This window comes from Alistipes senegalensis JC50 (assembly GCF_025145645.1).
In the GTDB taxonomy this organism is placed as follows: domain Bacteria; phylum Bacteroidota; class Bacteroidia; order Bacteroidales; family Rikenellaceae; genus Alistipes; species Alistipes senegalensis.
This window is the reverse complement of record NZ_CP102252.1, coordinates 3,100,679-3,124,035: the sequence shown is the minus strand read 5'-3', so window position 1 is coordinate 3,124,035 and position 23,357 is coordinate 3,100,679. Positions and strand designations below refer to the sequence as shown.

Genomic DNA, 23,357 nt, shown 5'->3' with positions numbered 1-23,357 from the left:
ATTTAATTATCTGCATTATGGCAAGAGAACAGGAAAAGCTATCGAAGGACGTGCTGGCCGTCCTCGACAAAAAGACGAACGATCTGCGTCTGGTCAGCGAGATGAACGAGCAGACGGGAGAGTTCAACACCGTGAGCACGGCTCCGGGCGATCGGCGCAAAGCCCTTTCGTTCGACAGCCGAACGGTTTTAGGAACCTTTTTCGAGAACCTTCGCAACCAATACGGACGCCCGTCCGACCTGGGTTGAAGTTTCTTCCGGATCGGTACCGAAAAACTCGACCATATCCTCGACTCCATCATCCAAGTCCGCGAAGGCAAGGATCAGAACGGCTCCCTGGCCAAGGAGGTCTCCGACTACGAACTCAACAACGAGGGGCGTATCGCCAAGTTCGCTGACCGTTATAAGTTCGAGGAACGGGAACTTCCGTGGGATCAGATTCAGGCGTTAGGCCTGAACAAGGAGATCCTGCTGGAGAATCAAAGCATGGGCGACATCCTCAAGGGACGTATTCCCAACAAACTGGTGCCGCTCAAACATAAGATGGACGGCCGCTGGGTCGATCTGGGACTCGGCACGATTTCGCCGATCCGCGACGATGCGGGCAATGTCCAACTCCGTATCTTTACACGTCTGGACGAGCCACAGTACAAAATATCGCCGTATAAGGAGCTCTTCACGGACAAGGAGATCGAGCGCCTCGAAACCGACGGACATCTGGGTTCCACCAAAAAAATGAAAGATTTTACCTCGGGCCGCGAGTGCGAGTGTTATGTCAGCGTCCATGAGGCGACGAACCGTCTGACGACGCTTCCGGTCGATGCGCTGACGCTCCCCACCCGAATCTACGGCAAAGAGATCGGCAACGACATCGAGGCGCTGCGCTCCGGCAAGGAGATCTTCGTCGAAGACATCCACCTCAAGGACGGCCGGGTCATCTCGGGCCATGCCCGCGTGGACGCCAACCGCGGAGACGTGGTGTTCCGCAACGACAATAATCCGCATCTGCGCATCCACGATACGGTTTTCGGAGTCAAGGTAAGTGCAGACATTCAGGCGAAACTGGCCAACCACGAGGTCGTCTTCATCCCCGGCATGAAAGTCGGCGACAAGACGATCAGCACCGACCTTCGTTACAGCGACACGGGCCGGCCCCTGTTCGGCAACAACGCCCGCAATTACCGTTCGCGTCTGGGCGAGGAGAACCCGCGTCCGCGCCAGCGCGTCCGCCGGCGTCTTCCGTCGCTTCCCGGCGCACAACCCAAAGGCATGAAAATCGGTTAGCCATTATGAAACGACACGTAGAAGAGAAAGAGTTGCCGTACTTCGCGACAACTCTTACCGCTTATTTGCGCGAAAGCCATCCCGAACTGCTCTCCGACAAACACTTCATCGCCGAGCGGAGCGACCATGCGGCCCAGACCTATGAACGTGCCGTTCGTAACGGCAACAGCGTCTACGAGGCTCTGGAACTCTCGAACGCCGTTCTGTACCAAGACCTGCGTTTTTCGAAATACGATGCGATCTTCGAGGTCGTGTCGGAATGGTTCCCGGAGGTCGCAGCCCGGCAGCGCACCGCTTTCTGCCTGAAACTGCTTCCCGTCTGCGAAGAGGCATTCGAGATGTACGACCTGACCGACGACTTCGAGAGCAGCCCGTCCTATAAAAATCTCCTTTTAGAACTCACCGGACTTATCCAAACCCACATCGAACTGCATGGCATACAATAAAAGGAAACATCTGGAGGCGAACATCGCCGCCCTGCGCATCGCTTTCGCTCCATCGACGGTACTTACTCCGCAGCAGCGTGAAGCCTTGATTGCGTATAGTGGCTTCGGAGCGTTGAAATGTGTCTTGCAACCGGCCGCTGCGGACGACGATCTCGCGCAATGAAAGATAGACCGGGAACTCTTCCCGCAGGTGAGGGAACTGCACGAACTGTTGCGCCATTATGCCGACAGTGAACAGCGGTATAAAGACTTCGTGCAGAGCATGCGCAATTCTACGCTGACAGCATTCTACACTCCGCCGGCCATCGTGCGTGCGCTCGCCGAGACGCTCCGGGATGCCGGCATCGTTCCCCGGCGATTGCTCGACCCCAGTGCCGGAGCCGGGATTTTCCCTTCGTCGTTCCGGAAGGCCGCCGACAGCGAAGTCGAAATCCTCTCTTTCGAGAAAGACCTGCTGACCGGACAAGTGCTCTCCACACTGGCCCGGGAACGAGAGCAGGTCATTATCGACGGTTTCCAAACCATCGAATCGGCCTATGACAGTTATTTCGACGTAGTAACGTCCAATATTCCCTTCGGAGATACCCGGATTTTCGACACTGCCTTTCGGAAGAGCGACGACCCGGTTCGACGGCAAGCGCTCAAGGCCGTTCACAACTATTTCTTCATCAGGGGTCTGGATACGCTCCGCGAAGGCGGTATTCTGGCGTTCGTCACCTCGGCGGGCGTCATGGACGCTCCCGGCAACGAACCCGTCCGTCGCTATCTGATGGAGCATGCGCGGCTGGTTTCGGCCGTGCGGCTGCCGAACAACCTCTTTACGGAGTATGCCGGCACGGAAGTGGCCAGCGATCTCATCGTCCTTCAGAAATGGAGCGAAAAGCGGGAGCTTACCCCCGACGAGCAACGCTTCGTCAGTTCGTCCGAGATCGGCAACGGAATTTACCTGAACGACTACCACCGGGATTTCAAGCACGCGATCCATACGACGGTTTCGCATGAAAAAAGTCTCTATGGACAATCCGCTCTCGTACTGCACTACGACGGAGGCCCGGAACGGATCGCCGAGCGGCTGCGCGGAATCCTCGCAAATGATTTCGCAGCCCGCCTCGACACCGAACGATATACACAATATCTCCGTCCGCTCCATATCCCTCAGGCGCAAACCGTGCCGCCGACCGCCCGGAGGCAAAATCGGGTCGCGGCTCCGCAATCCGTGCTGCCACCGGAGCCGGCATCCGTTGCACCGACTCCGGAAGTACCGGCTCCGGCCGCATCGCTTTTCGGCAGCGCTGCCGCCGTTCCGATCGCCCGCCGTCCGCTGGGACAGCGGCGGGCCGGGCGCAGAACGGATACGACCGGCATGTCCGATCTCTTCACGCAGGGAAATCTGTTCACACAACCGGCGGAGGCAGCGGATGCCCCGGCAGCAATCACTGCGCCGGCTTCGGAGAATAAAGATCCGCGGCCCTTTACCGGCACGATGCTTCCGCACTACAAAGAGCGGTCGTTGGTTCTGTTCGAAGGGCAGGTCGGACGTCTGGGCGGCCTGACACGACAGGGCTGCACGTTCCATCCCGAAGAGCTGGGAACCTTGTCCCGATACCGGGCCGAACGCTATATCCCGCTACGGGATACCTACCAGCTGCTCTACCGGCTCGAAATGCAGAACGAGATCGAATACAAGGGCCTGCGGCGCAAACTCAACGGATGTTACGAGAACTTCACGGCTCTGTTGGGCGATCTGAACAAGAAGGAGAATGCCGCCTTCATCCTGAACGATCCCGGCGGGCGGGAGGTGCTGGGGCTCGAACGTTTCGTCGAAGGCCGAAAACAGCTCTCCGACATCCTCCGACGCCCCGTATCGTTCGACCCTAACGAGATCAAACACGTCGATACGGCGGCCGAAGCGCTGGCCGCCTCGCTCAACAAGTTCGGACGGGTGGAGTTTTCCTATATGGAGTCGCTCGCATCGCGTTCCCGGCAAGAGCTGATCGACGAGCTGGGCGATCGCATTTTCTACAATCCGATGGTCAAGGGGTATGAAATCCGCGAACGGCTCGCGGCAGGGAATGTCGTCGCCAAAGCCGAATGAATCGAAAATTACCTCAAGGAAAACCCCGACGACGATGCCAGCCGCCGTTCGCTCGCGCTGCTTCGTGAGGCCGCACCCAAACGCATCGAGTTCGAGGAGCTGGATTTCAACCTCGGCGAGCGATGGATACCGACCGATATTTACGAAGGCTTCTGCGAGCATTTCTTTCAGGTTCCCGTATCGGTAAGCTATTCGGCGAAGATGGATGCCTTCGGCATCGAGAACCACGGGTACAGCCCTCTGATCTCCCAGAAATACGTCGTCAAAGGAGACTTCGAGGTCTACGACGGTATGGATCTGCTGCATCATGCCATGCTCAACACGCTGCCCAACATCAACAAGGACGGCGGCAAGGACGAACACGGCAAGACCATCCGGATTCCCGACTTCGAGGCCCGGCAGAAGGCCGACACGCTCATCACCGAAATCCGGCAGGCGTTCGTCGAATGGCTGCATGCGCAGCCCGACGATTTCAAGGAGCGGCTGACCGATCTCTACAACCGCAAATTCAACTGCTATGTCCGTCCACGCTACGACGGCAGCCACCAGCAGTTTCCGGGGCTCGACCTGCGGGGGCTGGGCATCGACGACCTGTATCCCAGTCAGAAGGATGCGATCTGGATGATCAAGCAGAACGGCGGCGGCATCTGCGACCACGAGGTCGGTACGGGCAAGACGCTCATCATGTGCGTCGCAGCGTATGAGATGCATCGTTTGGGACTGGCCCGCAAGCCGATGATCATCGGTATCAAAGCCAACATCCACGAGATCGCCCGAACCTTCCGCGCGGCCTATCCCAATGCCCGTCTGCTCTATCCCGGCAAGGAGGACTTCACGCCGGAAAACCGCCTGCGGATCTTCAGCGACATCAAGAACAATAATTGGGACTGCATCATCCTTACGCACGAACAGTTCGGCAAGATACCCCAGTCGGCTGAGGTGCAGCAACGGATTCTCCGGCAGGAGATGGACGACATAGATGAAAATCTGGCGTCCTACGAAAAGCAGGGCGGACATGTGGACGGCTGGATTCTGCGCGGTCTGGAGAAACGCAAGGAGAATCTGGATGCCAAGCTCCACGAGTTGCAGGAGACAATCGACGCGCAAAAGGACGATACGGTGGATTTTCAGCAGATGGGAATAGACCATCTGTTCGTCGATGAATCGCACAACTTCAAGAATCTGATGTTCAACACCCGCCACAGCCGTGTGTCGGGACTGGGAAATACCGACGGCAGTAAGAAGGCCATGAATTTGCTGTACGCCATCCGCACCATTCAGCAGCGCACGGGGCGCGATCTCGGCGCGACGTTCCTTTCGGGAACGACCATTGCCAACTCCCTGACGGAGCTGTATCTGCTGTTCAAGTATCTGCGTCCCAAAGAGCTGGAGCGGCAGGACATTCCCTGCTTCGATGCGTGGGCCGCGGTATTCGCGCAGAAAACATCGGAGTTCGAGTTTTCGGTGACCAACGAAGTGATCTCCAAAGAGCGTTTCCGCTATTTCATCAAGGTTCCGGAATTGGCCATGTTCTACAACGAGATTACCGACTACCGCACGGCCGCAGACGTGGGAATCGACCGTCCCGAGCTGGACGAGGAGCTATGCCAGATACCTATGACCGACGATCAGCAGGCATTTTTGGACAAGCTGGTGCTCTTCGCCAAGACGGGAGATCCCGAACATATCGGACGCGCCGACCTGAGCGACGGGGAGGTCAAAGCCCTGATGCTGTTGGTGACGATGTACTCCAACAAGCTCTCGCTCGACATGCGGCTGATAAGTCCTGCGTATGCGGATTCACCGGGCAACAAGGCCAGCCGCAGTGCCGCCAACATCGCTGAATACTATCGGCGATACGAAGATCAGAAAGGCACGCAGATGGTTTTCTGCGACCTCTCGACCTATAAACCCGGCATCTGGAACGTCTATTCGGAGATCAAACGCAAACTGGTCGAAGACCACGGTATTCCGGCGCAGGAGATCCGCTTCGTACAGGAAGCCGCGAGCGACAAGGTGCGGCAGGCGATGTTCGACGCCATGAACGACGGGAAAATCCGGGTGCTCTTCGGCTCGACGCAAAAACTCGGAACGGGAGTCAATGCCCAGAAACGAATCGTCTGCATGCACCACCTCGACATTCCGTGGCGGCCGATGGATCTGGAACAGCGCAACGGCCGCGGCGCACGGAAAGGCAACATAGTCGCCAAGGAGTATGCCGGCAATAAAGTCAAAGCCTATGTCTATGCCGTTCTGCGCACGCTCGATGCCTACAAATTGAATCTGCTGCACAACAAACAGCAGTTCATCGACCAGCTCAAGCGCAACCGGTTAGGTGCGCGGCGGCTGGACGAGGGGGCCATCAGCGAGGATTCGGGGATGAACTTCGCGGAGTGGATGGCCGTGGTGTCGGGAAATACCGACCTGCTGCAAAAAGCCAAGCTCGAAGGCAGGATCGCGGCGCTGGAGAGCGAGCAGACGATCTTCATGCGCACCCGGCACGAGGCGCAGAGCCAACTGCAACGCTACACGGCGGAGATCGGACGACGGGATGCGATGCTCGAACGTCTGAAACGCGACTGGGACTATATCAACGAGGTGGCGCCGCCGGACGCCAAAGGCAAGCGGGCCAATCCCCTGCGAATCGACGGCGTGGAATCCACAGATATTGTCGCCCATGGCAAACGCCTCGTGGAGATCGACCGCACGGTAAATACCGGCGACGATTACCAGAAAATCGGCACGCTGTTCGATTTCCGCATTCTCGTCCGCACCGAGCGGATGCAGAAAGACGGGCTGGCGCTTACAGTCAATAAATTCATGGTCGAAGGGTTGGACGGCATCAAGTATACGTTCAACAACGGGCATCTGGCTGCGGAGCCGAAAACCGCGGCAATGAACTTCATCCGGGCGCTCGACACGATACCGTCACTGATGGCGACCTACGAGAAAGAGAAGAAGCAATTCACCCGCGACATTCCGACCTTCGAGCAACAGATCGCAGCCGTATGGCCCAAAGAGGAGGAGTTGAAGCGGCTCAAGGCCGAGGCAGAGTCGCTGACCCGGAAGATTCAACTCGACATCGCACAGAAGCAGCAGGAGATGCAGGCGAAAACAGCAAATAACGGCAATGGGCTGAAGATCGAAAACGCGGAGGTGGTGGACGAGGTCGTCAAACCGTCGAAGGCAGAGTCGCTTTCTACGGCATCCGGGAGCCAAGAAGAACCGCCGGAAGAACGGGAGCACGTCGTGCCTCCGCCCGAATCGGACTTTATCCGCAATCATATTCTTCTCGTGCGACCCGCGACGAACGTGAAGGCCAAGGGGCCGAAGTTATAAAAAAGCGAGGCTGTCTAAAATTTGTTAGGCAGCCTCGTTGAATTTGAGTGGTTATTCCCGATCAATCGTAATCGCCGTATCCGGCACTGCCTGTTCCATTGTCTGATAGAAGATACGCTTACTCTCCTGCATGTCTTTCAGATTAATGAAATCCAGTACATTATAATATTGCTTGCCATCCTGATCTTCGACGGGACAGAGTTTTCCGCGACGTTTGTATTTCTCGACGAAATCCGGATCGAGTCGGATGAGCTGGCAGACTTCCTCCTGCGTCATCGAAAGAGAAATACGGCGCTCCCGGCAGACATGCTGCAATACGAGGAGCATGTTTGAGGCTTTCATGTGGCTGCGAACGAGCAGAGCGAATTTGCTTCGCTCGATAAGAATCATCTTTTTCATGACTTCTTTACTTTATTAGTTGATGTGGTGTTGGGTTCATTCCGGAGGGCTTCGAGAACGCGCGATCTGCTGTAATAGATTTTGCCGCCGTGCTTGACATAAGGGATCGTGCCGTCGCTCCGACGACGAGAGAGGGTACGGTCGGACATCCGGGTAAGCATGCGGACTGCCGGAGTGTCGATCAGGTCATCGGGTAAAGGTCGAGAATTGTTTTGGATCAGTAGTTCGAGACGATTGAATCGTCGCAATACCAGACGTAACAAACGCAGAGTCGGATTACCTTTCAATGGCTTCATTACAATGATCGATGGTTAGACGATGCAATGATAGGAAACATCCCGATAGCAATAATTTAGTTAAAACAGGCAACTAAATAATCAACCCGTTCGTAGCACAAAAAAAGCATATCCGAGTTGGATATGCTTAAATAAGATTTAATGCTTTAATATTCGTTAATTTGCTTATGTAGAATATTTTAACTATCTTTGTCGTGAGTTCTTAGATTTATTGTATAAGGGTGCAATAGAATGTAAGACTTCCGTCACCAATTCGTAACCCTTCCTCTTTTCAATAAAAATACCGTTCTGATTTACAGAACGGTATCTCAAAAACAGTCAGCCGTGCGGGAGGACCGCATTTTTCCGGCCCACGGACCGGAACCGGACGGAGACAGCAGATAAAATCCGCATTTTGGCAAACCAATTCCGGATTTTTTTCGTATCTTTGCAAGGATGGAATTGGCGAACCAATTTAGACGGCCGACGCCAACCCCAGTCAAAACGAGTGCAACAAACTAAAATTTAGCGACTTATATGAAAACCAACTACGAAATCCGCTATGCGGCGCACCCCCAGGATGCGAAAAGTTACGACACGGCGCGCCTGCGCCGCGATTTCCTGATCGAGAAGGTATTCTCGGCCGACGAGGTCAACATGGTCTACTCGATGTACGACCGGATGATCGTCGGCGGCGCGATGCCCGTCGCCGAGACGCTCCGCCTCGAAGCCATCGACCCGCTGAAAGCCCCCTTCTTCCTCACCCGCCGCGAGATGGGTATTTTCAACGTCGGAGGCCCCGGCGTGGTGAAGGCCGGCGACTCGGTGTTCGAACTCGGCTACAAGGAGGCCCTCTACCTCGGTTCGGGCGACCGCGAGGTGACCTTCGAGAGCAAGGACGCCAAGAATCCCGCGAAATTCTATTTCAACTCCACGACGGCCCACCGCAACTACCCCGACAAGAAGGTCACGAAAGCCGACGCCGTGGTGGCTCACATGGGCTCGCTCGAAGGATCGAACGACCGTAATATCAACAAAATGATCGTCAACCAGGTGCTGCCGACCTGCCAGTTGCAGATGGGCATGACCGAGCTGCTGCCCGGCAGCGTGTGGAACACGATGCCCGCGCACGTGCACTCGCGCCGCATGGAAGCCTATTTCTATTTCGAGGTCCCCGAGGAGCATGCCGTGTGCCACCTGATGGGCGAGGTCGAGGAGACGCGCCACATCTGGATGAAGGGCGACCAGGCCGTGCTGTCGCCCGAATGGTCGATCCACAGCGCCGCAGCGACCCACAACTACACCTTCATCTGGGGCATGGGCGGCGAGAACCTCGACTACGGCGATCAGGACTTTTCGAAAATAACAGACCTGAAATAATTCATCCGGGGATTTTCAGTAACCCGGACCGTCAACAGGACAACGCCCCGCATCGCCGGTCTGTTATTTTCGAAAGTCCCCAATACAGACAATCCCCCTAAAATCCCCCTTTGAGAAGGGGGACTTTATGGGAACCGGTTGCGAAAAAGTCAAGAATCGTCCATCCGCATTCCAGGTGAAATCCCGGTCGCATGCGATAAGCCCCTGCCTGAGGCGGGGGTTTGGGGGTGGGTCAGATTTGAATACGCGGTGGAACACCGCGAATACAACCGGCAGAAATGCAGTGACAACTAATAATTTCTCAAACAATACGATAATCTTATGGTAAACTTTTCTTTGGAAGGTAAGGTCGCGCTCGTGACGGGCGCCTCTTACGGCATCGGATTCGCGCTGGCTACGGCTTTCGCACGCCAGGGCGCTAAGATCGTCTTCAACGACATCAAACAGGAGCTGGTGGACAAAGGTCTGGCCGCCTACAAGGCCGAGGGCATCGAGGCCAAAGGCTACGTCTGCGACGTGACCAACGAGGAGCAGGTGAACGCCATGATAGCGCAGATCGAAAAGGAGGTCGGCGTGGTGGACATCCTCGTCAACAACGCCGGCATCATCAAGCGCATCCCGATGGTCGAAATGACCGCCGCGGAGTTCCGCCAGGTGATCGACATCGACCTCAACGGTCCGTTCATCGTCTCGAAGGCCGTCATCCCCTCGATGATCAAGAAGGGCCACGGCAAGATCATCAACATCTGCTCGATGATGTCGGAGCTGGGCCGCGAGACCGTGTCGGCATACGCCGCAGCCAAGGGCGGTCTGAAGATGCTGACCCGCAACATCGCTTCGGAGTACGGCGAATACAACATCCAGTGCAACGGCATCGGCCCGGGCTACATCGCAACGCCCCAGACCGCTCCGCTGCGCGAGCGTCAGGCCGACGGTTCGCGCCATCCGTTCGACTCGTTCATCGTGGCCAAAACCCCCGCGGCCCGCTGGGGAACGCCCGAAGACCTGATGGGTCCCGCCGTGTTCCTTGCGTCGGACGCCTCGGACTTCGTCAACGGCCACATCCTCTACGTGGACGGCGGCATCCTGGCCTACATCGGCAAACAGCCGCAGTAGGCCGGACTTCCGACCCGACGAAAAAGCCCCTGCAGCAATGAGCCGGGGTGTTGTAGGTAATCGAATATGCAGAAAATAGTAAAACCCGTTGGTTGAATTAAAAAGTTAGTAAAATGACAAATGAAAGGTTGTGCATATTTCTGGTTTTTAGTAACTTAATAGCATCCAAACTATTGAGTTCAAACCGTCGTATGCACAACTTCATCGAAAAATTCACAAAAATCAACGACATCTGCAAGAAATTTGCAGGAAATCGTGTAAATGAACATGGCAATGTATCTCGCCGTGGAGTTATTCCCACCTTTTCTGATTTGGAAGTTATAGCTCTTTCTCTTACAGCCGAAGCATTCGGTTATGACAGCGAGAACAACCTCTTTAAGAGATTGGCTGAATCTCCCGAACATATCCCTAACCTTATATCCAGAAGACAGTTCAACGTCCGTCGCAAACTCACGGCTTGTCTTGCAGAAGACATCCGCAGGGATATTGCCAAGAGCATAGACGGTGGGGAAAATGTCTTTGTGATAGACTCCAAGCCTGTCAAAGTATGCCAGCTGGCACGAGCCAAGCGTTGCGTTATGGGAAATGATAATCCGCAAAGCGCACCTTCCAAAGGCTTTTGCGCCTCCCAACAAATGTATTACTATGGGTATAAGCTCCACGCTATCTGTGGAATAAGTGGTGTTATTCACTCTTATGATATAACGGCTGCAAATGTTCATGATATACATTATCTGGATGATGCAAAGTGGGATTATCACGACTGTCTTATGCTTGGAGATAAGGGGTATTTAAGTGCTGAGGTGCAACAAGACCTTTTCGAAACGGCTCATATCAAGCTTGAAGTCCCGTATCGCTTGAACCAAAAGAATTGGAGAAATCCTTCGTGGGCTTACAGGCGTTTCAGGAAGCGAATCGAAACCGTTTTCTCTCAACTTAACGACCAATTCATGATGGTACGCAATTATGCAAAGCAGACAGGCGGACTGTTTACACGTACTGCCGCAAAAATCGCTGCTATGACCGTGCTGCAATACATCAACTTCTGTAACCATCGTAAAATTGGTCTTGTTAAAGATGCTTTATTTTAATTCAACCAACGGGTTAGTAAATATCTTGTTTACAGGTATTTAATTCTTTGTTCTGCATGTGTTCCGAGCAATAAAATTGCAGAATCGGGCAGGTTTGACGGTAAGTTATGTTACTTATCCGTTACCTGCCCGAAATGCTTTGATTTGCATTTAAGGCATTTGTTTTCAGTTCGTTGCATCGAATTTCCGCATAACAAATAACTTGACATTTACGTTTAACCCATCCAAAAGTTCAAGTTATTATGCAACGCAGCACTTTCAAAGTCCTTTTCTATGTGAAAAGGCAAGCCGAGAAATCGGGTCAGGTTCCCATTATGGGCCGTATCACCATCAACGGCACGATGTCGCAGTTCAGCTGCAAACTCACCGTTCGTTCTTCTCTCTGGGATGCCAAAGCGAACAAGGCGGCAGGTAAGAGCCTCGAATCGCAGCGCATCAACGAGAAGCTGGAAAATATCAAGACCAATATCGGCAAGCAATACCAACGCCTCTGCGACCGTGATTCGTATGTCACGGCCGAAAAGGTTCGCAACGCCTTCCTCGGTATGGGTGACGACTGCCGCCTGCTGTTGCAGACTTTTGACGAATACCTCGCAGGCTTTCTCAAACGTGTGGGCAAAGACCGCGCCTATTCCACCTACGAGGATTACTGTCTGCGTCGCAGGCGTCTCGCCGCTTTCCTCGAATACGAATACCACGTCAAGGACATTCCTTTCAAAGAGCTGAAGCGGGATTTTATCGAAAAGTTCGTCGTCTACCTCTCTACGGTAAAGGGGCTTGCTTCCGGGACGATCTGTGCCGGAGTCAAGAAACTGCGTCTGATGACCTACACGGCGTATAAGAACGGCTGGATTTCTGTCGATCCTTTCGCGGGGTTCCATGTCAGACCCCAATACGCCGAACGACGCTATTTGTCCGCTTCGGAATTGCAGGCCGTCATGGACGTCGAACTTCCCAACTACCGAACAGGCATCAACCGGGATGTCTTCGTTTTCTGCGCCTTTACGGGCCTGAGCCATTCGGACGTTGCAAAGCTGACTCACGCCGATATTCACACGGACGACAACGGGGATCATTGGATCATCGACAAACGGCAAAAGACGGGTACGCAGTTCCGTGTCAAGCTCCTTCCCGTCGCTGAAATGCTCTACAAGCGTTATAAGGATACATATCGCACAAGCAAGAAGGTTTTTCCGCTTAAAGGCACTTATAAAACACTGAACATGTCGTTACGTCATGTTGCCAGACATGCTGGTCTGTCGTTCAACCCGACGATCCACATGGCGCGGCATACCTTTGCCACAACGGTCACGCTTACGCAGGGCGTACCTCTGGAAACGGTCAGCAAGATGCTGGGACATAAACATATCACCACGACCCAAATCTACGCCCAAATTACCAATGACAAAATCGGGCAGGATATGGCGGCGTTGAGCGAAAAACTCGACAGCGTCTTCAAGATTGCGCAATAACCCGGCGTTATCCCGGAATATCGTATATCTAATATTCCCTATTTCCGCCGGCAGGGAATTAAACACCGGAGCTGAAAATCCGCAAGGCCATGCGAATCGCCCGAAAGGCGAGCCTTGCGGATTTCCATCTCCGGCATTTTGCTGGCCGCTACCGTCGGAATAGGCGACTTTCTGCGCCCCGGACGCTACCCAACGGGCGGCTGCTCCGCAGCACGCATATCAGAAGCCCGAAGTAACCGGTCATTGCATTGCCTGTTCAAAACGGTCGTCTGTTGTTCTTTTTTTCGTGGAGATAATTCAGCTCGTCGCTGTAAATTGCGATTACGAAGCGCAGCATATTGTCGGCCAAAGCCGTAAGCCTTGTCGTGTCATCACCCAACAGGTGGAGTATTTCCGACACTTTGTGCTTGGTTCGGGTACTGACATAGATCGCCGAGCGGTTACGGTAATCCACCGACGCGAAGAACGTGCGTTCGAAATCCGGCAGCGCGATCTTTTTACGCCGGAATCCGGAAGACTCCTTTACGGGAGTCGTTTGGGTGCCGACGTCTGTTTTTTCAGCAGTCGGTGCCGATACTCCGGATACCGTTTCCGATGTGTTTCCCTCAGGAGTGTCCGTATCTTCCTCTTCCGGTTCGGGAATCCTGCGGACGACTTTCGAATCCAAAGGGGCCTGTCCGGCGATCATCTGACGCATCAGCTCCTCGTCGACTTCGATACGGGGATGTTTAGAAGGATTGGGTGCAGGTTTGTCTGTTTCTTTCAATGAATCCATGGTGCAACGTTTTTGAGATTGATTGTTAGCTATACTGTCGTAAAGCGTGTATGTCCGGTTTTATGTTTTAAACCATTCAAAATACCGTTTTCCGTTTCATGCGGTTTATATCGGGATAATGACCGGAATAAGAAAACCGACCTTTCATGCTGCAAGATACAACCGACTGAAATACCTCGGTTCCGATGTCCGCTCACGACCGCTCCAGTCCGCACCGATGGCTTTTTTTTGCGCCCGGACGGTTGTAATATTGCACCGGGAACCGACCCGTCCCCGGAAGCCGTAACGGAGGAGTTTTCAAACTTTCGATAGAAATTCTCCGGCGCGGATTTTTGTTTCTGCAAAGAAACAGCGAGCTGTACCTTTGTATGCCGAAAAGTTTTTCGGCATACGAAAGGTGCTCGCTCTGCGAGGCCGGGTGGCGTTCCCGAGTCACGCCACTTAAACTACCAGACTGATGACAACCACAAAAAAGAGGATCGGACGCCCGACAACGACAGATCCCAGAATCCACAGGTATAATTTCAAACTCACCACGGAAGAGAATATCCGCTTTAAGCAGATGCTTTGTAAGGCGGGATTGGAGCATAACCGCAGCCGATTTATCGTAAAACGCATCTTCGGCGAGGAGTTCGTTGTCGTTAAACGCGACCCTTCGAAAGTGCAGTTTATTGCCCGTCTGAATGACTTTTATTTCCAATTTCAAAAGCTCGGGAACAACTATAACCAGATTGTAAAAGCCATCAACGCGCACTTTTCTAACGTTGCTATCCCGCATCAGATCGCTATGCTGGAGCAGCGAACCCGCGAGTTGAAGGCCCTGAGCATCGAGATTCTGAACCTCACAAAACAGGCTAAGGAATGGTTGCGAATATAAGATCGGGCTCCTCGCCCGGTGGAGCGTTATACTACAATAAGGAGAAAGTGGATAAGGATGAAGCCGAGGTGCTGCTTTGGCAGAAGATGCTCGAACCATACGATAAATGCGGACGCCTTGATATTGACGTCTGCATGGAGAGCTTCATGCCGTACCTCGAAGCCAACCGCAGGACTACGAACACGGTTTTCCATGCCTCGCTGAACCCTTCACCGGAGGACAGGCTGACAGACGAACAGCTCCGGAAAATCGCCTGTGAGTACATGGAACGCATGGGTTACGGCGAACAGCCTTATATCGTTTTCAAGCACAAGGACATTTCCAGAGAGCATCTCCATATCGTGTCGCTGCGCGTCGATGAGCAGGGCCGCAAACTCCCGCATGATTTCGAGGCCCGACGTTCGATGGAGATATTGCGTGATCTGGAGTGTAAATACGGCCTGCAGCCGAGTGTCAAGGGGCAGGAACTGACGGACAGGGAGGGCCTGCGGAAAGTGAATTATCCCGAGGGGAATGTCAAGCAACGGATCTCGTCCGTCGTCCGGTCGTGCCTGCGAAATTACAAATGCTCGTCCTACGGAGAGTTTCGCACGCTGCTGGAACGCTTCAATATTTCGGTCGAAGAACGTACGGGAACTATCGACGGCAGAAATTATGCGGGGATTATCTACGGTGCCCTGACCGACGACGGATATGGAATCGGCACGCCGTTCAAATCGAGCAAAATAGGGAAAGATGTAGGTTATAAAGCCCTTCAAAGGTATTATGAAAACTCGAAAATAAAACTGAAAAAAGAAGGCACACTCGACCAGCTGCGGCAAACGGTCAAAGATGCTATGAGTCCGAACAATACACGGGACGAGTTTCGGCAGTTGCTCAAAGCGGAGAACATCGACGCGATCTTTCGCATCAACCCGGTCGGCAGAATCTATGGCGTGACTTTCATTGACCATAACAAAGGTATCGTTGCCAACGGGTCGGTATTGGGCAAAGAGTTTTCGGCGAATGTCTTCAACGAATTGTATCCGGCTCCGAAAGAGGTGCGGCAGGTTGCAGAACGACAAGCGGAACAGAAACACGAAGAGCAAAACCATGCCGCCAATCCTATTTCTGGCATTGTCGATACGGTATTGGATTTGGCCGACACGCGGGCTTATGAAGAACAGCAACGGCTGATACAACGGCGAAAAAAACGGAGATCACATAAGTAAGGGATATAGATGTATTAAAAATTATATGATATGTTCACAGGGTTGCATCATTCATTTTAATCACGGCATGCCTCACATTACGGGATATATGATGTCGAGCATCAGATATGAAGGGCGTATTTTCAATGTCAATGTCGAATCCTTCGAAAGGAAGAGGATTGATTGACGCAGTTGTTTTCGTTATGTGGAAGTCGCTATAATAATGTCAAACAGGAGCCATAAAGTCCGGCTTTTTATTTAAATAGTTTGTTTCTTATCCAAAATTCTTATCTTTGTAAATGAATACCTTATATTTCAGACGATATGCGCAAGGATGCTGTGCCGAAATAAAAATCGGGAACGCTATTTGATCGTCAAACTGAAAAACCAAAGCTATGAAAAAGATCATTTGTCTTATCGCAATGGCTCTGTTTACCGTGACGGGTTGTACGTCCGTGGAGATGAATCAAACAAAGACTGATACCCCAGATGATAATACGCAGGGAAACGCTACTACTTTGTCCTGCGCCGATTATACGCTGAATCCTCTTTGGAACTGGGCTGAAACGCCCGCCAATCAACTGATCGTGATTCGCAGCCAAGCGGAACTGGCGGATTTTATATTTCCCAACGACAAATTGCCCGAAGATATAGACTTCGAAAAGAACACGCTCCTTTTGGTTGCAGGACAGGCCACAAACGGAATCGAAAGCGTCAAAAAAAACTTTGTAAAGGCGGATGCTCAATATATATATTCCGTAACTTTTCTGCTGAACGACACCACCGAAGCCCCGAAATGGCGTGTAGCGCAGTTGGTTCCGTTTGTTCCGAGCGAAGCGAAAATATCGCTCGATCTGGAGATTAATTAGCCTCCTCCTGCTTTGCCAGCAGATAGTAGCAGGTCGTCGTGAAAAAATTTCTCACATAAGGTATTTTCCCGATAACTGGAGATAGTATGCGCGGTTTCAATCCGAATTTCACTTGATAATTCGGGTTTATGAAATATAGCCGCTGATTCACTATACGTAATCCCGTTGCCGTTACTAATTTATGGAAACCCTCGATAGTGATGCGCGTATCCCGAATTTCAAAAAAACATTTCACAGTACTTTCCTTTTCGCCGCATGCCCTGAACACGAAACGGAAAAGAGATCGGGGCAACAGGTGGATGTAAGGACAATTGGCGATAATCCGGTTCTTCGCCATTTGCTGATGTCCCCCGAACGGCATTTGCCATGCGGGGAATCCCAGATACAAAAGGCCGTCAGCTTTCAAAAAGGATTTTAAATGCAACATCAACCGCTCTTTTTCGGGAATATGCTCCAACGCATCGTGCAGGATAATCAGGTCGTAAGGTTGTGTGTCGCTGTAATCGAAAATGTCCGAACAGATAAACGTCCCTTTCAACCCCCTTTCGGCGAAAAGTGTCTTTGCGGTTTCGATTGACGGTTTATGAATATCTATTCCTGTTACCGTGGCCCCCTTTGCCGCAAAAATGGAAAGAATGCCGCCAAAGCCGCAACCGACCTCCATTACCCGGCAGTTACGGCCGAATTTCAAGGATGTGTGCTGTTCAATGTAAGGGAGATAATAGTTCCGGCAGGAAGTTGCTGTTTCTTCAAAGTAGGCGGAACGATCCTGATGGCGTGTTTGCATGGTGGAAATTTGAAAAAACAAAGGCGGAGAATCCGATTCTCCGCCTTATCGGTAAAAATTACTGTAAGGAAAGTTCTAATGACGAAGTGAGTTCGACGGTAAAAGGTTGTGTGATAATAATGCTCTTGGCGTTGGTAAACGTCAGCTTGGCATTATTCTTAACGGTTACGTTCGTCGCGGAAATCTCATCACCCGAAATAACAGTATCGGTTGTTACCGTCTTGTCGTTGAAATAGACGGTAGAACCTGTGTTTTTTGCCTTTATAACAGCGGCGTAAGCATCTACCAAACCATAGCCCATTTGGTTGTTCCAAGTTCCGTTGGTGTGGCCCGATTGGGTCGTATAGGAATAGTTGCCACACTTTTTAGCCGTACTTTCGATAATATCCGCAACCTGCTTTTGCGTCAAATCCGGATTTACGGAAAGAACCAATGCGGCAACCCCTGCGACAAGCGGACAAGCAAACGAAGTCCCGCTAATGGCGGATGAATAACCGCTATTAGTGGTGGTTGTAATAACATCCTCACCCGGTGCAACAACATCCAGAGCAGAACCATAATTGCTGAACGATGCCCGCATACCGCTGCTGCTGATTGCACCCACCGCTATAACTTCGGGATTACAATTTGCCGGATAACCAACGGTCGATTGATAATCATTGCCTGATGCAAACACAACGACGCACCCCTTTCCCGAACGTCCGTTTCTCAACGCATTGGAAATAGCATCGTCAATGACTTGGTATTTGACCGAAGAACCCCATGAATTCGAAATAACGGCAGCGCCATTATTGCAGGCAAAATTGATTGCATCGGCCCTTTTCTGCCGACTGTCGGGATTTCCCATAAGCGTATTACTTATAGACATCAGTTTGCAGTTAGGAGCTATTGAAGCGATGCCGATTCCATTATTGGTTTTAGCACTGATAAATCCAGAACAATTAGTCCCATGAGTGCCATAAACCTTGCTCGGACGAGTTCCGGTTTCACTGTCGTAGCTGATTGTGTGGACATTCAAATCGGGGTGATCTAACTGTATTCCATGATCGACAACAGCGACAATAATGTTTTCAGATCCTAAACTTTCTGCCCGCGCGTTTTCGAAGTTAATGTCTACTCCAGCGGTCGCCGTGTTTTTCAAATGCCACTGCGAACTGTAAAGCGGATCGTTTACCACGGCATATAAGTCATCGTCACACATCAAATCCGGCTGACAAGCCTCGAAAAGCCCGGTTTCATAAAATATGTTAGCCATGTCCAACGCATTGCCTGCGGATTCATTGGTGCAGGAAAGCGTGTACCAGTCACGCATATATCCGTTTCTGCCGAGTATCGTCACTTTGTTTTCTTCGGCGAACTGTTGGAGAGTACGCAAATCTTTTATAGATTTCACTTTTACATAAAATAGATGGCTCAATCCCGCTTCTTTTCCGTCGGGTAACGTGAAATAGGGGGCAGAATAAATTATAGCTGATGATTTCGCTGCGTTTAAATCATTTGTGGAAATCGTAGCCCAACTATAATCCTCCGCAGGCAAAGAGTTGTTTTCGTCGATTGGCTCCAAATGAGATGAAAGAACAACTTTCTGCATAGAAGTTTCCGCCTTGCTTGTGCCCGGTGCGGACGCTGTAAAGAGCGATGATAAACTATTGGCATCCGATGTTTTAAAAAGGATGAACTGTTTATCATTTTTCGGGGTCAGGTAAATTTTCTCTCCGTTATACCAATAATAGGTTCCAGTTACACCCGCGGCCCTCGTTTGCGGAGAACCCTCGTTCAGTTCTTCCGGCGACTTCTGGCAACTGGTGAATACTATTATCGACAGAAAGAAAATACCGATTATATTCAGTATTCTTTTCATAATAATTGGCGTTTAATTATTTTCCGGATTTGAGCGCTTCGATTTCTGCTTTCAGAGTTTCGATCTGGCTGTTAAGCTCCTGAATCGACTTGGTAAGCAGAGGAATCAATGCGCTGTAATTTACGACGCGGTGGCCCTCGCAATCCACGGCCACGATGTCGGGAAGTACCTGCTCGATCTCTTGGGCAATGAATCCCATTTCTTTGGGATTGGAAATACCCGTCGAACGTCGGCTGGTCTTGAAATAATGCGCCTTATCGGCCCATTCAAACGATACGGGACGCAGTTGCGCAAGGGTTGCCATTGCGTTACCTAACGACTGGATATTAGTTTTCGAAGCGGCATCGGAGTTCGTATAGACGTTACGGGCGTACAGGTCGATGAAACCGCCATTCTCCGTATCGTAGAGTACGAGTTTGTCGGAGTTGCTGGAAACGCGCGAATCTGCGGGGCCGAGGTCGAATTTTATCATCCGATCGCCGAATTTCCAACAATGTGCCCAACCCTCCCAATTAGTCATATATCCGTTATAACGCTCCATAGCGTTATAAACCAAATAACCATTCTGATATCTTAATTGTGCATGGCTATTAAATGCGATGAAACACAATACAATTAATGCTAATACTTTTTTCATGGCCTTGAAGTTTAAGTTAGTAGTGAATTTTTGTGTGTGTAATAAAGACTTGCACTAGAGAGTTTGGAATATGGTGGATTAGCAGTCTGACAATACGACTAGTAGCTACTTCTGTCCTCCCTTTCTTTGTCTTACATTGTGTTATTCGATGAATAAATCACCTGCAAAAATATTTTTGTCTATCGACAGTTCGATCGTGTAAAATCCCGGTTCCAGTTCGGGGATCGGAATGATGCTTTTCCCGTTGAAAAGGTCGAACTGTTCTGTAACCTGACCATAGTTGCCGGAAATTACCAACAGTCCCGTTTTACTCTCTGTGCCCGATGTAAAAATGACCTCTATTATATCCATCGAACGATCATAGAATACAAGCGGTGTGTTTTCTGATAGACAAACGGGGCCGCCGCCGACTTTTACCTGCTTGACGATAACCGCTTCTTTTGCTTGCTGCTTGCCGCCACCATATACTGAATGGATGCCGGAAAACAGCATGAACAAACCTACAATTACGAACATTGCAAAAGATAATTTTTCATAAGTTTATTCGATTTAGAGTGAGATATTTGTGTATTTCAAAATTAGAGCAAATGTCCCCGAAACCCCAAAAATAAGGGCCGCTAAAATTTTTCAAACAAGGAGAATTCCTGCCTGAAATACAGGCTATTATACACATCAAAAAGCCCGAAAATTTTTCAGTTTTCGGGCCTTGCTCTAATATGCTCTAAATCAGCAAATTACCAGCAAATCTTTATTGTCAACAAGTTTTGCTGGCAAAAATATTGATTATCTGATATTTACGAAATAATATTGAGAATCACATCTTTGGTTGTAATATGCGAAGCTATTATTTTCTTTTTCAAATGGAACTTCCGCATGTATATTGTTTTTAGCGTTTCATTGGTAATAACGCTTATCTGTTGCGGTGAAAATCCGGCATAGAGCAGGCATAGCAATTCCACGAAACATGGCTTGATTTTCGGATATTCGGACTTGAAATTAGAAATCACATTATCGTATTGTTGATTTAGGGTATTCTCTAAATCCGATATTATCGTTTTATCCAAAATCTTTTCGGATAAAATGCCTTTGACTTTCTTGGTAAGAGCCGGGGAATTTTCAAACTCGTAATAGGTTTTTGCAAGTTCTTTCAGGACTTGAAAGCGCGTATTAAGCAGTTCACTAATTTTTGCGGCATCGGGTATTTGCAATTTGGTCTTATTTAGTTCTTCAATCAGCGTCAGATATTCCTCGATTCTTTGTTTCTGCATCTTATTTCTGCGGTAGAAGATATAAATAATGCCGCAGATCGCTATGACTGAAACCAAAGCGATAATATAAATTACATTTTGTCTTACACTGGAGCGATAGCGTTCAAATTCCAAGCGTTCGTCTTTATATCGCAGTTCGGTTTCAGCCGCAGAATTATTCATATAGCTTAAATGTATCGAATCACATAAAGCAAGACACTCCTTCTGCATATAGCAGGCCGCTCGGTAATCCTCATTTAGCGTATAGGCTTCGGCAAGGAGAATTTTAGCTGCCGCATCGTTTTCGCGCGGCCCTCCAATATTGGCTGAAATCGCTGCGTTCAAATAATATTCGGCGCTGTCCGGTTTATTGATACGCAAATAATATTCCCCCAAAACACAGCAATCATTCGGCGATAAATCATCCGACAACTGGAGAAAACGGCCTACATAATCGTTGGTTTCGTTGGTTACGCCTTTGTTCGAAAGAATCCCGATTAAACAACGCAGGCAGTACACCTGAAAATCCTTATACCCGAATTGTTCGGATAGATTCAATGCTTCTCGATAATCCCGGAGCGCGTTGTCGTCTTCGTTCTCCATGTAGTAAACAGCGGCAATGGCAATTTTAGCGCTGACTTGGTGTTTGGTTTTATTTGCAGCCTGATAGTTTTCGTAGGCTTCTTGATAATAAAACAAAGCCCTTTGATAATTATTCTGCTTCAAATTCAATTCTCCTAACACGAAGTTACATACTCCGATTAGGTAAGGATCATCTATTATATCCCGATACTCCAACGCTTTAAGATATGATTCGGTTGCTTTCTGATAATTATTTGTGCTGTATTCCATGCGCCCCAGACAATACCAAGAAAGGAACTTTTGTCGGTTCGTGCCTTTGCGCATGAAATAGTTTACTGCAGGACGGAGCATCGAATCGGTATCTATGGTTTGTCCTGTTTTATCCAACGCCAGCGAATAAAGCAGCCCATAATGTGCTTTAGTCGATTTTTTGCGAATACTGCCGGGGACGATAGCTTGCAAGGAGTGTAACGCACTGTCTGGGTAATCGTTAATTATTTCCTGCGTGCGTTCTAGTTCTTCGGCTATGTATTTGCTCTCGGAACATGAACACAAGCATAGAAAAAAGGCGCAAACATAAATAAATCGTTTCATAAACAGCCCAAATAATTATTATCCAATATACGAAAAAATACCGACTTAACTGGTATTTGACAAAATTAACGTGGCATATATATTGAAGGTTCTGGAAGAGGCATAAATTCGCAAGAACCTATACTTTACGTGAGGCCCTTTCTTCTTGCTTTTGAACTTAAATCATAAAGAGGTGAATCTTAGAATGTTTTCGATGCATTGTTTGATTTGCCAATTCCAAAAATTTTTCGTATCTTGCAGTAGGTTATTTGAAATGCGGTATTTGAGCGCAAGAAGCTGAAAATAAACCGTTGCCTTTTCGTTACCTATTATCCCTATACAAAAATGTAACGACCCGATAAATCAAGTCGTTACATCACTTTAATCCCACACTTTCGGAAGCAGGGGCTTTTTCAGTCAGACGAAAGCGCAGAAAAGAATAAATATCCTGTTTACAAGTATTCAATTCTCTTTTTCCGCATATACTCCGAACAATAAAATTGCAAATTCGGGCAGGTTCAACGGTAAGTCGTGCTACTTATCCGTTAACCTGCCCGAAATGCTTTGATTTGCATTAAAAGATTCGTTTTCAGATTCTTGCATCGAACGCTCGCGTAACAAATAACTTAACGTTACATTTAACCCATCCAAAAAGTACGGCTCTGCAACCGTGATTCATACATTACGACTGAAAAGGTTCGCAATGCCTTCCTCGGTATGGATGATGACTGCCGCCTGCTGTTACAGCCCTTCGACGAATACCTTGCAGGCTTCCTCAAACATGCGTGCAAAGACCGCACTTGTTCGAGCTATAACGATTACCGCAAATGCGTAACCATCTGCCGCTCTCCTCGAATACGAATCCCGTGTAAAGGATATTACGGGACTTTGATGCCTTTGTCTTCAAGCATAAGGACATCTCCCCATCGTATCGTTGCGCGTCGATGAGCAGGGCCGGAAGATCAGCGACCCGCACGAATACGACCGCTCCATGTCCGTGTTGCGGATTTGTAACCAGAACTGCAAACACGCCAATCGGATTGGATCGATTTGTAACAAGGCT

The 23,357-nt window shown here is 50.2% G+C and carries 21 protein-coding genes and 1 pseudogene; 14 read left to right on the top strand and 8 right to left on the bottom strand.

The window, feature by feature from the left end:
* Positions 1-17 precede the first annotated feature (17 nt).
* The 6 genes from NQ519_RS12510 to NQ519_RS12485 all read left to right on the top strand — a co-directional run bounded on the left by NQ519_RS12510 (position 18) and on the right by NQ519_RS12485 (position 7,163).
* A complete protein-coding gene (locus tag NQ519_RS12510; protein ID WP_019150820.1) occupies positions 18-248 on the top strand; it encodes a hypothetical protein in 231 nt (76 codons plus the stop codon).
* A gap of 12 nt (positions 249-260) precedes the next feature.
* Positions 261-1,283: a DUF4099 domain-containing protein gene (locus NQ519_RS12505; RefSeq protein ID WP_326929402.1), complete on the top strand. Its 1,023-nt coding sequence runs from the start codon at positions 261-263 to the stop codon at positions 1,281-1,283.
* A gap of 5 nt (positions 1,284-1,288) precedes the next feature.
* Positions 1,289-1,729: a DUF1896 family protein gene (locus NQ519_RS12500; protein ID WP_026076541.1), complete on the top strand. Its 441-nt coding sequence runs from the start codon at positions 1,289-1,291 to the stop codon at positions 1,727-1,729.
* Positions 1,716-1,892, top strand: coding sequence for a hypothetical protein (locus NQ519_RS12495; RefSeq protein WP_019150823.1), 177 nt, complete (start codon positions 1,716-1,718; stop codon positions 1,890-1,892). Before NQ519_RS12500 ends, NQ519_RS12495 begins: the two co-directional genes overlap by 14 nt.
* Before the next feature lie 27 nt (positions 1,893-1,919).
* Positions 1,920-3,824, top strand: coding sequence for an N-6 DNA methylase (locus NQ519_RS12490; RefSeq protein WP_026076542.1), 1,905 nt, complete (start codon positions 1,920-1,922; stop codon positions 3,822-3,824).
* Positions 3,825-4,025: 201 nt separating this feature from the next.
* The gene (locus tag NQ519_RS12485; protein ID WP_019150825.1) at positions 4,026-7,163 is read left to right on the top strand and encodes a helicase-related protein; all 3,138 of its coding nucleotides are present in this window, start codon (positions 4,026-4,028) and stop codon (positions 7,161-7,163) included.
* Positions 7,164-7,214: 51 nt separating this feature from the next.
* On the opposite strand, the gene NQ519_RS12480 is transcribed toward NQ519_RS12485, so the two are convergent.
* Entirely contained in the window at positions 7,215-7,562 is a 348-nt protein-coding gene (locus NQ519_RS12480; protein WP_015546599.1) for a hypothetical protein, read from the bottom strand.
* Entirely contained in the window at positions 7,559-7,711 is a 153-nt protein-coding gene (locus NQ519_RS16210; protein WP_326929401.1) for a hypothetical protein, read from the bottom strand. Before NQ519_RS16210 ends, NQ519_RS12480 begins: the two co-directional genes overlap by 4 nt.
* 663 nt (positions 7,712-8,374) lie before the next feature.
* Between NQ519_RS16210 and kduI the strand changes: the two genes are divergently transcribed.
* From kduI to NQ519_RS12460, 4 genes are all read left to right on the top strand, one after another.
* The gene (gene kduI, locus NQ519_RS12475) at positions 8,375-9,217 is read left to right on the top strand and encodes a 5-dehydro-4-deoxy-D-glucuronate isomerase (RefSeq protein ID WP_019150826.1); all 843 of its coding nucleotides are present in this window, start codon (positions 8,375-8,377) and stop codon (positions 9,215-9,217) included.
* Positions 9,218-9,538: 321 nt separating this feature from the next.
* Positions 9,539-10,333, top strand: coding sequence for a gluconate 5-dehydrogenase (locus tag NQ519_RS12470; protein ID WP_026076543.1), 795 nt, complete (start codon positions 9,539-9,541; stop codon positions 10,331-10,333).
* Positions 10,334-10,446: 113 nt separating this feature from the next.
* On the top strand, positions 10,447-11,424 hold the full coding sequence (locus tag NQ519_RS12465) for an IS982 family transposase (RefSeq protein WP_009598283.1): 978 nt from the start codon (positions 10,447-10,449) through the stop codon (positions 11,422-11,424).
* Between the two features lie 242 nt (positions 11,425-11,666).
* Positions 11,667-12,896: a site-specific integrase gene (locus NQ519_RS12460; RefSeq protein WP_019150828.1), complete on the top strand. Its 1,230-nt coding sequence runs from the start codon at positions 11,667-11,669 to the stop codon at positions 12,894-12,896.
* Positions 12,897-13,152: 256 nt separating this feature from the next.
* Here the strand turns inward: NQ519_RS12460 and NQ519_RS12455 are convergent, their stop codons facing one another.
* Positions 13,153-13,671: a DUF3408 domain-containing protein gene (locus tag NQ519_RS12455; protein ID WP_019150829.1), complete on the bottom strand. Its 519-nt coding sequence runs from the start codon at positions 13,669-13,671 to the stop codon at positions 13,153-13,155.
* A gap of 457 nt (positions 13,672-14,128) precedes the next feature.
* Here NQ519_RS12455 and NQ519_RS12450 point away from each other — a divergent pair, with 457 nt between their 5' ends.
* From NQ519_RS12450 to NQ519_RS12440, 3 genes are all read left to right on the top strand, one after another.
* A complete protein-coding gene (locus tag NQ519_RS12450; RefSeq protein WP_018695194.1) occupies positions 14,129-14,548 on the top strand; it encodes a plasmid mobilization protein in 420 nt (139 codons plus the stop codon).
* Complete coding sequence (gene mobB, locus NQ519_RS12445; RefSeq protein WP_019150830.1) at positions 14,533-15,759, top strand: conjugal transfer protein MobB; 1,227 nt, start codon at positions 14,533-14,535, stop codon at positions 15,757-15,759. The genes NQ519_RS12450 and mobB overlap by 16 nt, the downstream gene beginning before the upstream one ends.
* Before the next feature lie 374 nt (positions 15,760-16,133).
* Positions 16,134-16,607 (top strand): hypothetical protein, encoded by a 474-nt coding sequence (locus tag NQ519_RS12440; RefSeq protein ID WP_018695192.1) that lies wholly within the window; start codon positions 16,134-16,136, stop codon positions 16,605-16,607.
* Here NQ519_RS12440 and NQ519_RS12435 read toward each other — a convergent pair.
* The 5 genes from NQ519_RS12435 to NQ519_RS12415 form a co-directional block, all read right to left on the bottom strand.
* Entirely contained in the window at positions 16,600-17,394 is a 795-nt protein-coding gene (locus NQ519_RS12435) for a class I SAM-dependent methyltransferase (RefSeq protein WP_019150831.1), read from the bottom strand. The genes NQ519_RS12440 and NQ519_RS12435 overlap by 8 nt on opposite strands.
* Before the next feature lie 58 nt (positions 17,395-17,452).
* On the bottom strand, positions 17,453-19,255 hold the full coding sequence (locus NQ519_RS16205) for a S8 family peptidase (protein ID WP_018695190.1): 1,803 nt from the start codon (positions 19,253-19,255) through the stop codon (positions 17,453-17,455).
* 16 nt (positions 19,256-19,271) lie between these two features.
* The gene (locus NQ519_RS12425) at positions 19,272-19,892 is read right to left on the bottom strand and encodes a tail fiber domain-containing protein (RefSeq protein ID WP_227901104.1); all 621 of its coding nucleotides are present in this window, start codon (positions 19,890-19,892) and stop codon (positions 19,272-19,274) included.
* A 141-nt stretch (positions 19,893-20,033) separates the two neighbouring features.
* Positions 20,034-20,408 (bottom strand): hypothetical protein, encoded by a 375-nt coding sequence (locus NQ519_RS12420; RefSeq protein ID WP_019150833.1) that lies wholly within the window; start codon positions 20,406-20,408, stop codon positions 20,034-20,036.
* Between the two features lie 278 nt (positions 20,409-20,686).
* Positions 20,687-22,315, bottom strand: a complete 1,629-nt coding sequence (locus NQ519_RS12415) for a tetratricopeptide repeat protein (protein WP_019150834.1) — start codon at positions 22,313-22,315, stop codon at positions 20,687-20,689.
* A gap of 627 nt (positions 22,316-22,942) precedes the next feature.
* Here NQ519_RS12415 and NQ519_RS16285 point away from each other — a divergent pair.
* A pseudogene (locus tag NQ519_RS16285) lies at positions 22,943-23,174 on the top strand (site-specific integrase); the annotation flags it as partial.
* Between the last annotated feature and the right edge of the window lie 183 nt (positions 23,175-23,357).

Bases quoted from the DNA above. Each gene is read 5' to 3' on its own strand.
- NQ519_RS12510 (WP_019150820.1), top strand. From the start codon at position 18: ATGGCAAGAGAACAGGAAAAGCTATCGAAGGACGTGCTGGCCGTCCTC.
- NQ519_RS12500 (WP_026076541.1), top strand. From the start codon at position 1,289: ATGAAACGACACGTAGAAGAGAAAGAGTTGCCGTACTTCGCGACAACT.
- NQ519_RS12495 (WP_019150823.1), top strand. From the start codon at position 1,716: ATGGCATACAATAAAAGGAAACATCTGGAGGCGAACATCGCCGCCCTG.
- NQ519_RS12485 (WP_019150825.1), top strand. From the start codon at position 4,026: ATGGATGCCTTCGGCATCGAGAACCACGGGTACAGCCCTCTGATCTCC.
- NQ519_RS12480 (WP_015546599.1), bottom strand. From the start codon at position 7,562: ATGAAAAAGATGATTCTTATCGAGCGAAGCAAATTCGCTCTGCTCGTT.
- NQ519_RS16210 (WP_326929401.1), bottom strand. From the start codon at position 7,711: ATGTCCGACCGTACCCTCTCTCGTCGTCGGAGCGACGGCACGATCCCT.
- kduI (WP_019150826.1), top strand. From the start codon at position 8,375: ATGAAAACCAACTACGAAATCCGCTATGCGGCGCACCCCCAGGATGCG.
- NQ519_RS12470 (WP_026076543.1), top strand. From the start codon at position 9,539: ATGGTAAACTTTTCTTTGGAAGGTAAGGTCGCGCTCGTGACGGGCGCC.
- NQ519_RS12465 (WP_009598283.1), top strand. From the start codon at position 10,447: ATGACAAATGAAAGGTTGTGCATATTTCTGGTTTTTAGTAACTTAATA.
- NQ519_RS12460 (WP_019150828.1), top strand. From the start codon at position 11,667: ATGCAACGCAGCACTTTCAAAGTCCTTTTCTATGTGAAAAGGCAAGCC.
- NQ519_RS12455 (WP_019150829.1), bottom strand. From the start codon at position 13,671: ATGGATTCATTGAAAGAAACAGACAAACCTGCACCCAATCCTTCTAAA.
- NQ519_RS12450 (WP_018695194.1), top strand. From the start codon at position 14,129: ATGACAACCACAAAAAAGAGGATCGGACGCCCGACAACGACAGATCCC.
- mobB (WP_019150830.1), top strand. From the start codon at position 14,533: ATGGTTGCGAATATAAGATCGGGCTCCTCGCCCGGTGGAGCGTTATAC.
- NQ519_RS12440 (WP_018695192.1), top strand. From the start codon at position 16,134: ATGAAAAAGATCATTTGTCTTATCGCAATGGCTCTGTTTACCGTGACG.
- NQ519_RS12435 (WP_019150831.1), bottom strand. From the start codon at position 17,394: ATGCAAACACGCCATCAGGATCGTTCCGCCTACTTTGAAGAAACAGCA.
- NQ519_RS16205 (WP_018695190.1), bottom strand. From the start codon at position 19,255: ATGAAAAGAATACTGAATATAATCGGTATTTTCTTTCTGTCGATAATA.
- NQ519_RS12425 (WP_227901104.1), bottom strand. From the start codon at position 19,892: ATGAAAAAAGTATTAGCATTAATTGTATTGTGTTTCATCGCATTTAAT.
- NQ519_RS12420 (WP_019150833.1), bottom strand. From the start codon at position 20,408: ATGTTCGTAATTGTAGGTTTGTTCATGCTGTTTTCCGGCATCCATTCA.
- NQ519_RS12415 (WP_019150834.1), bottom strand. From the start codon at position 22,315: ATGAAACGATTTATTTATGTTTGCGCCTTTTTTCTATGCTTGTGTTCA.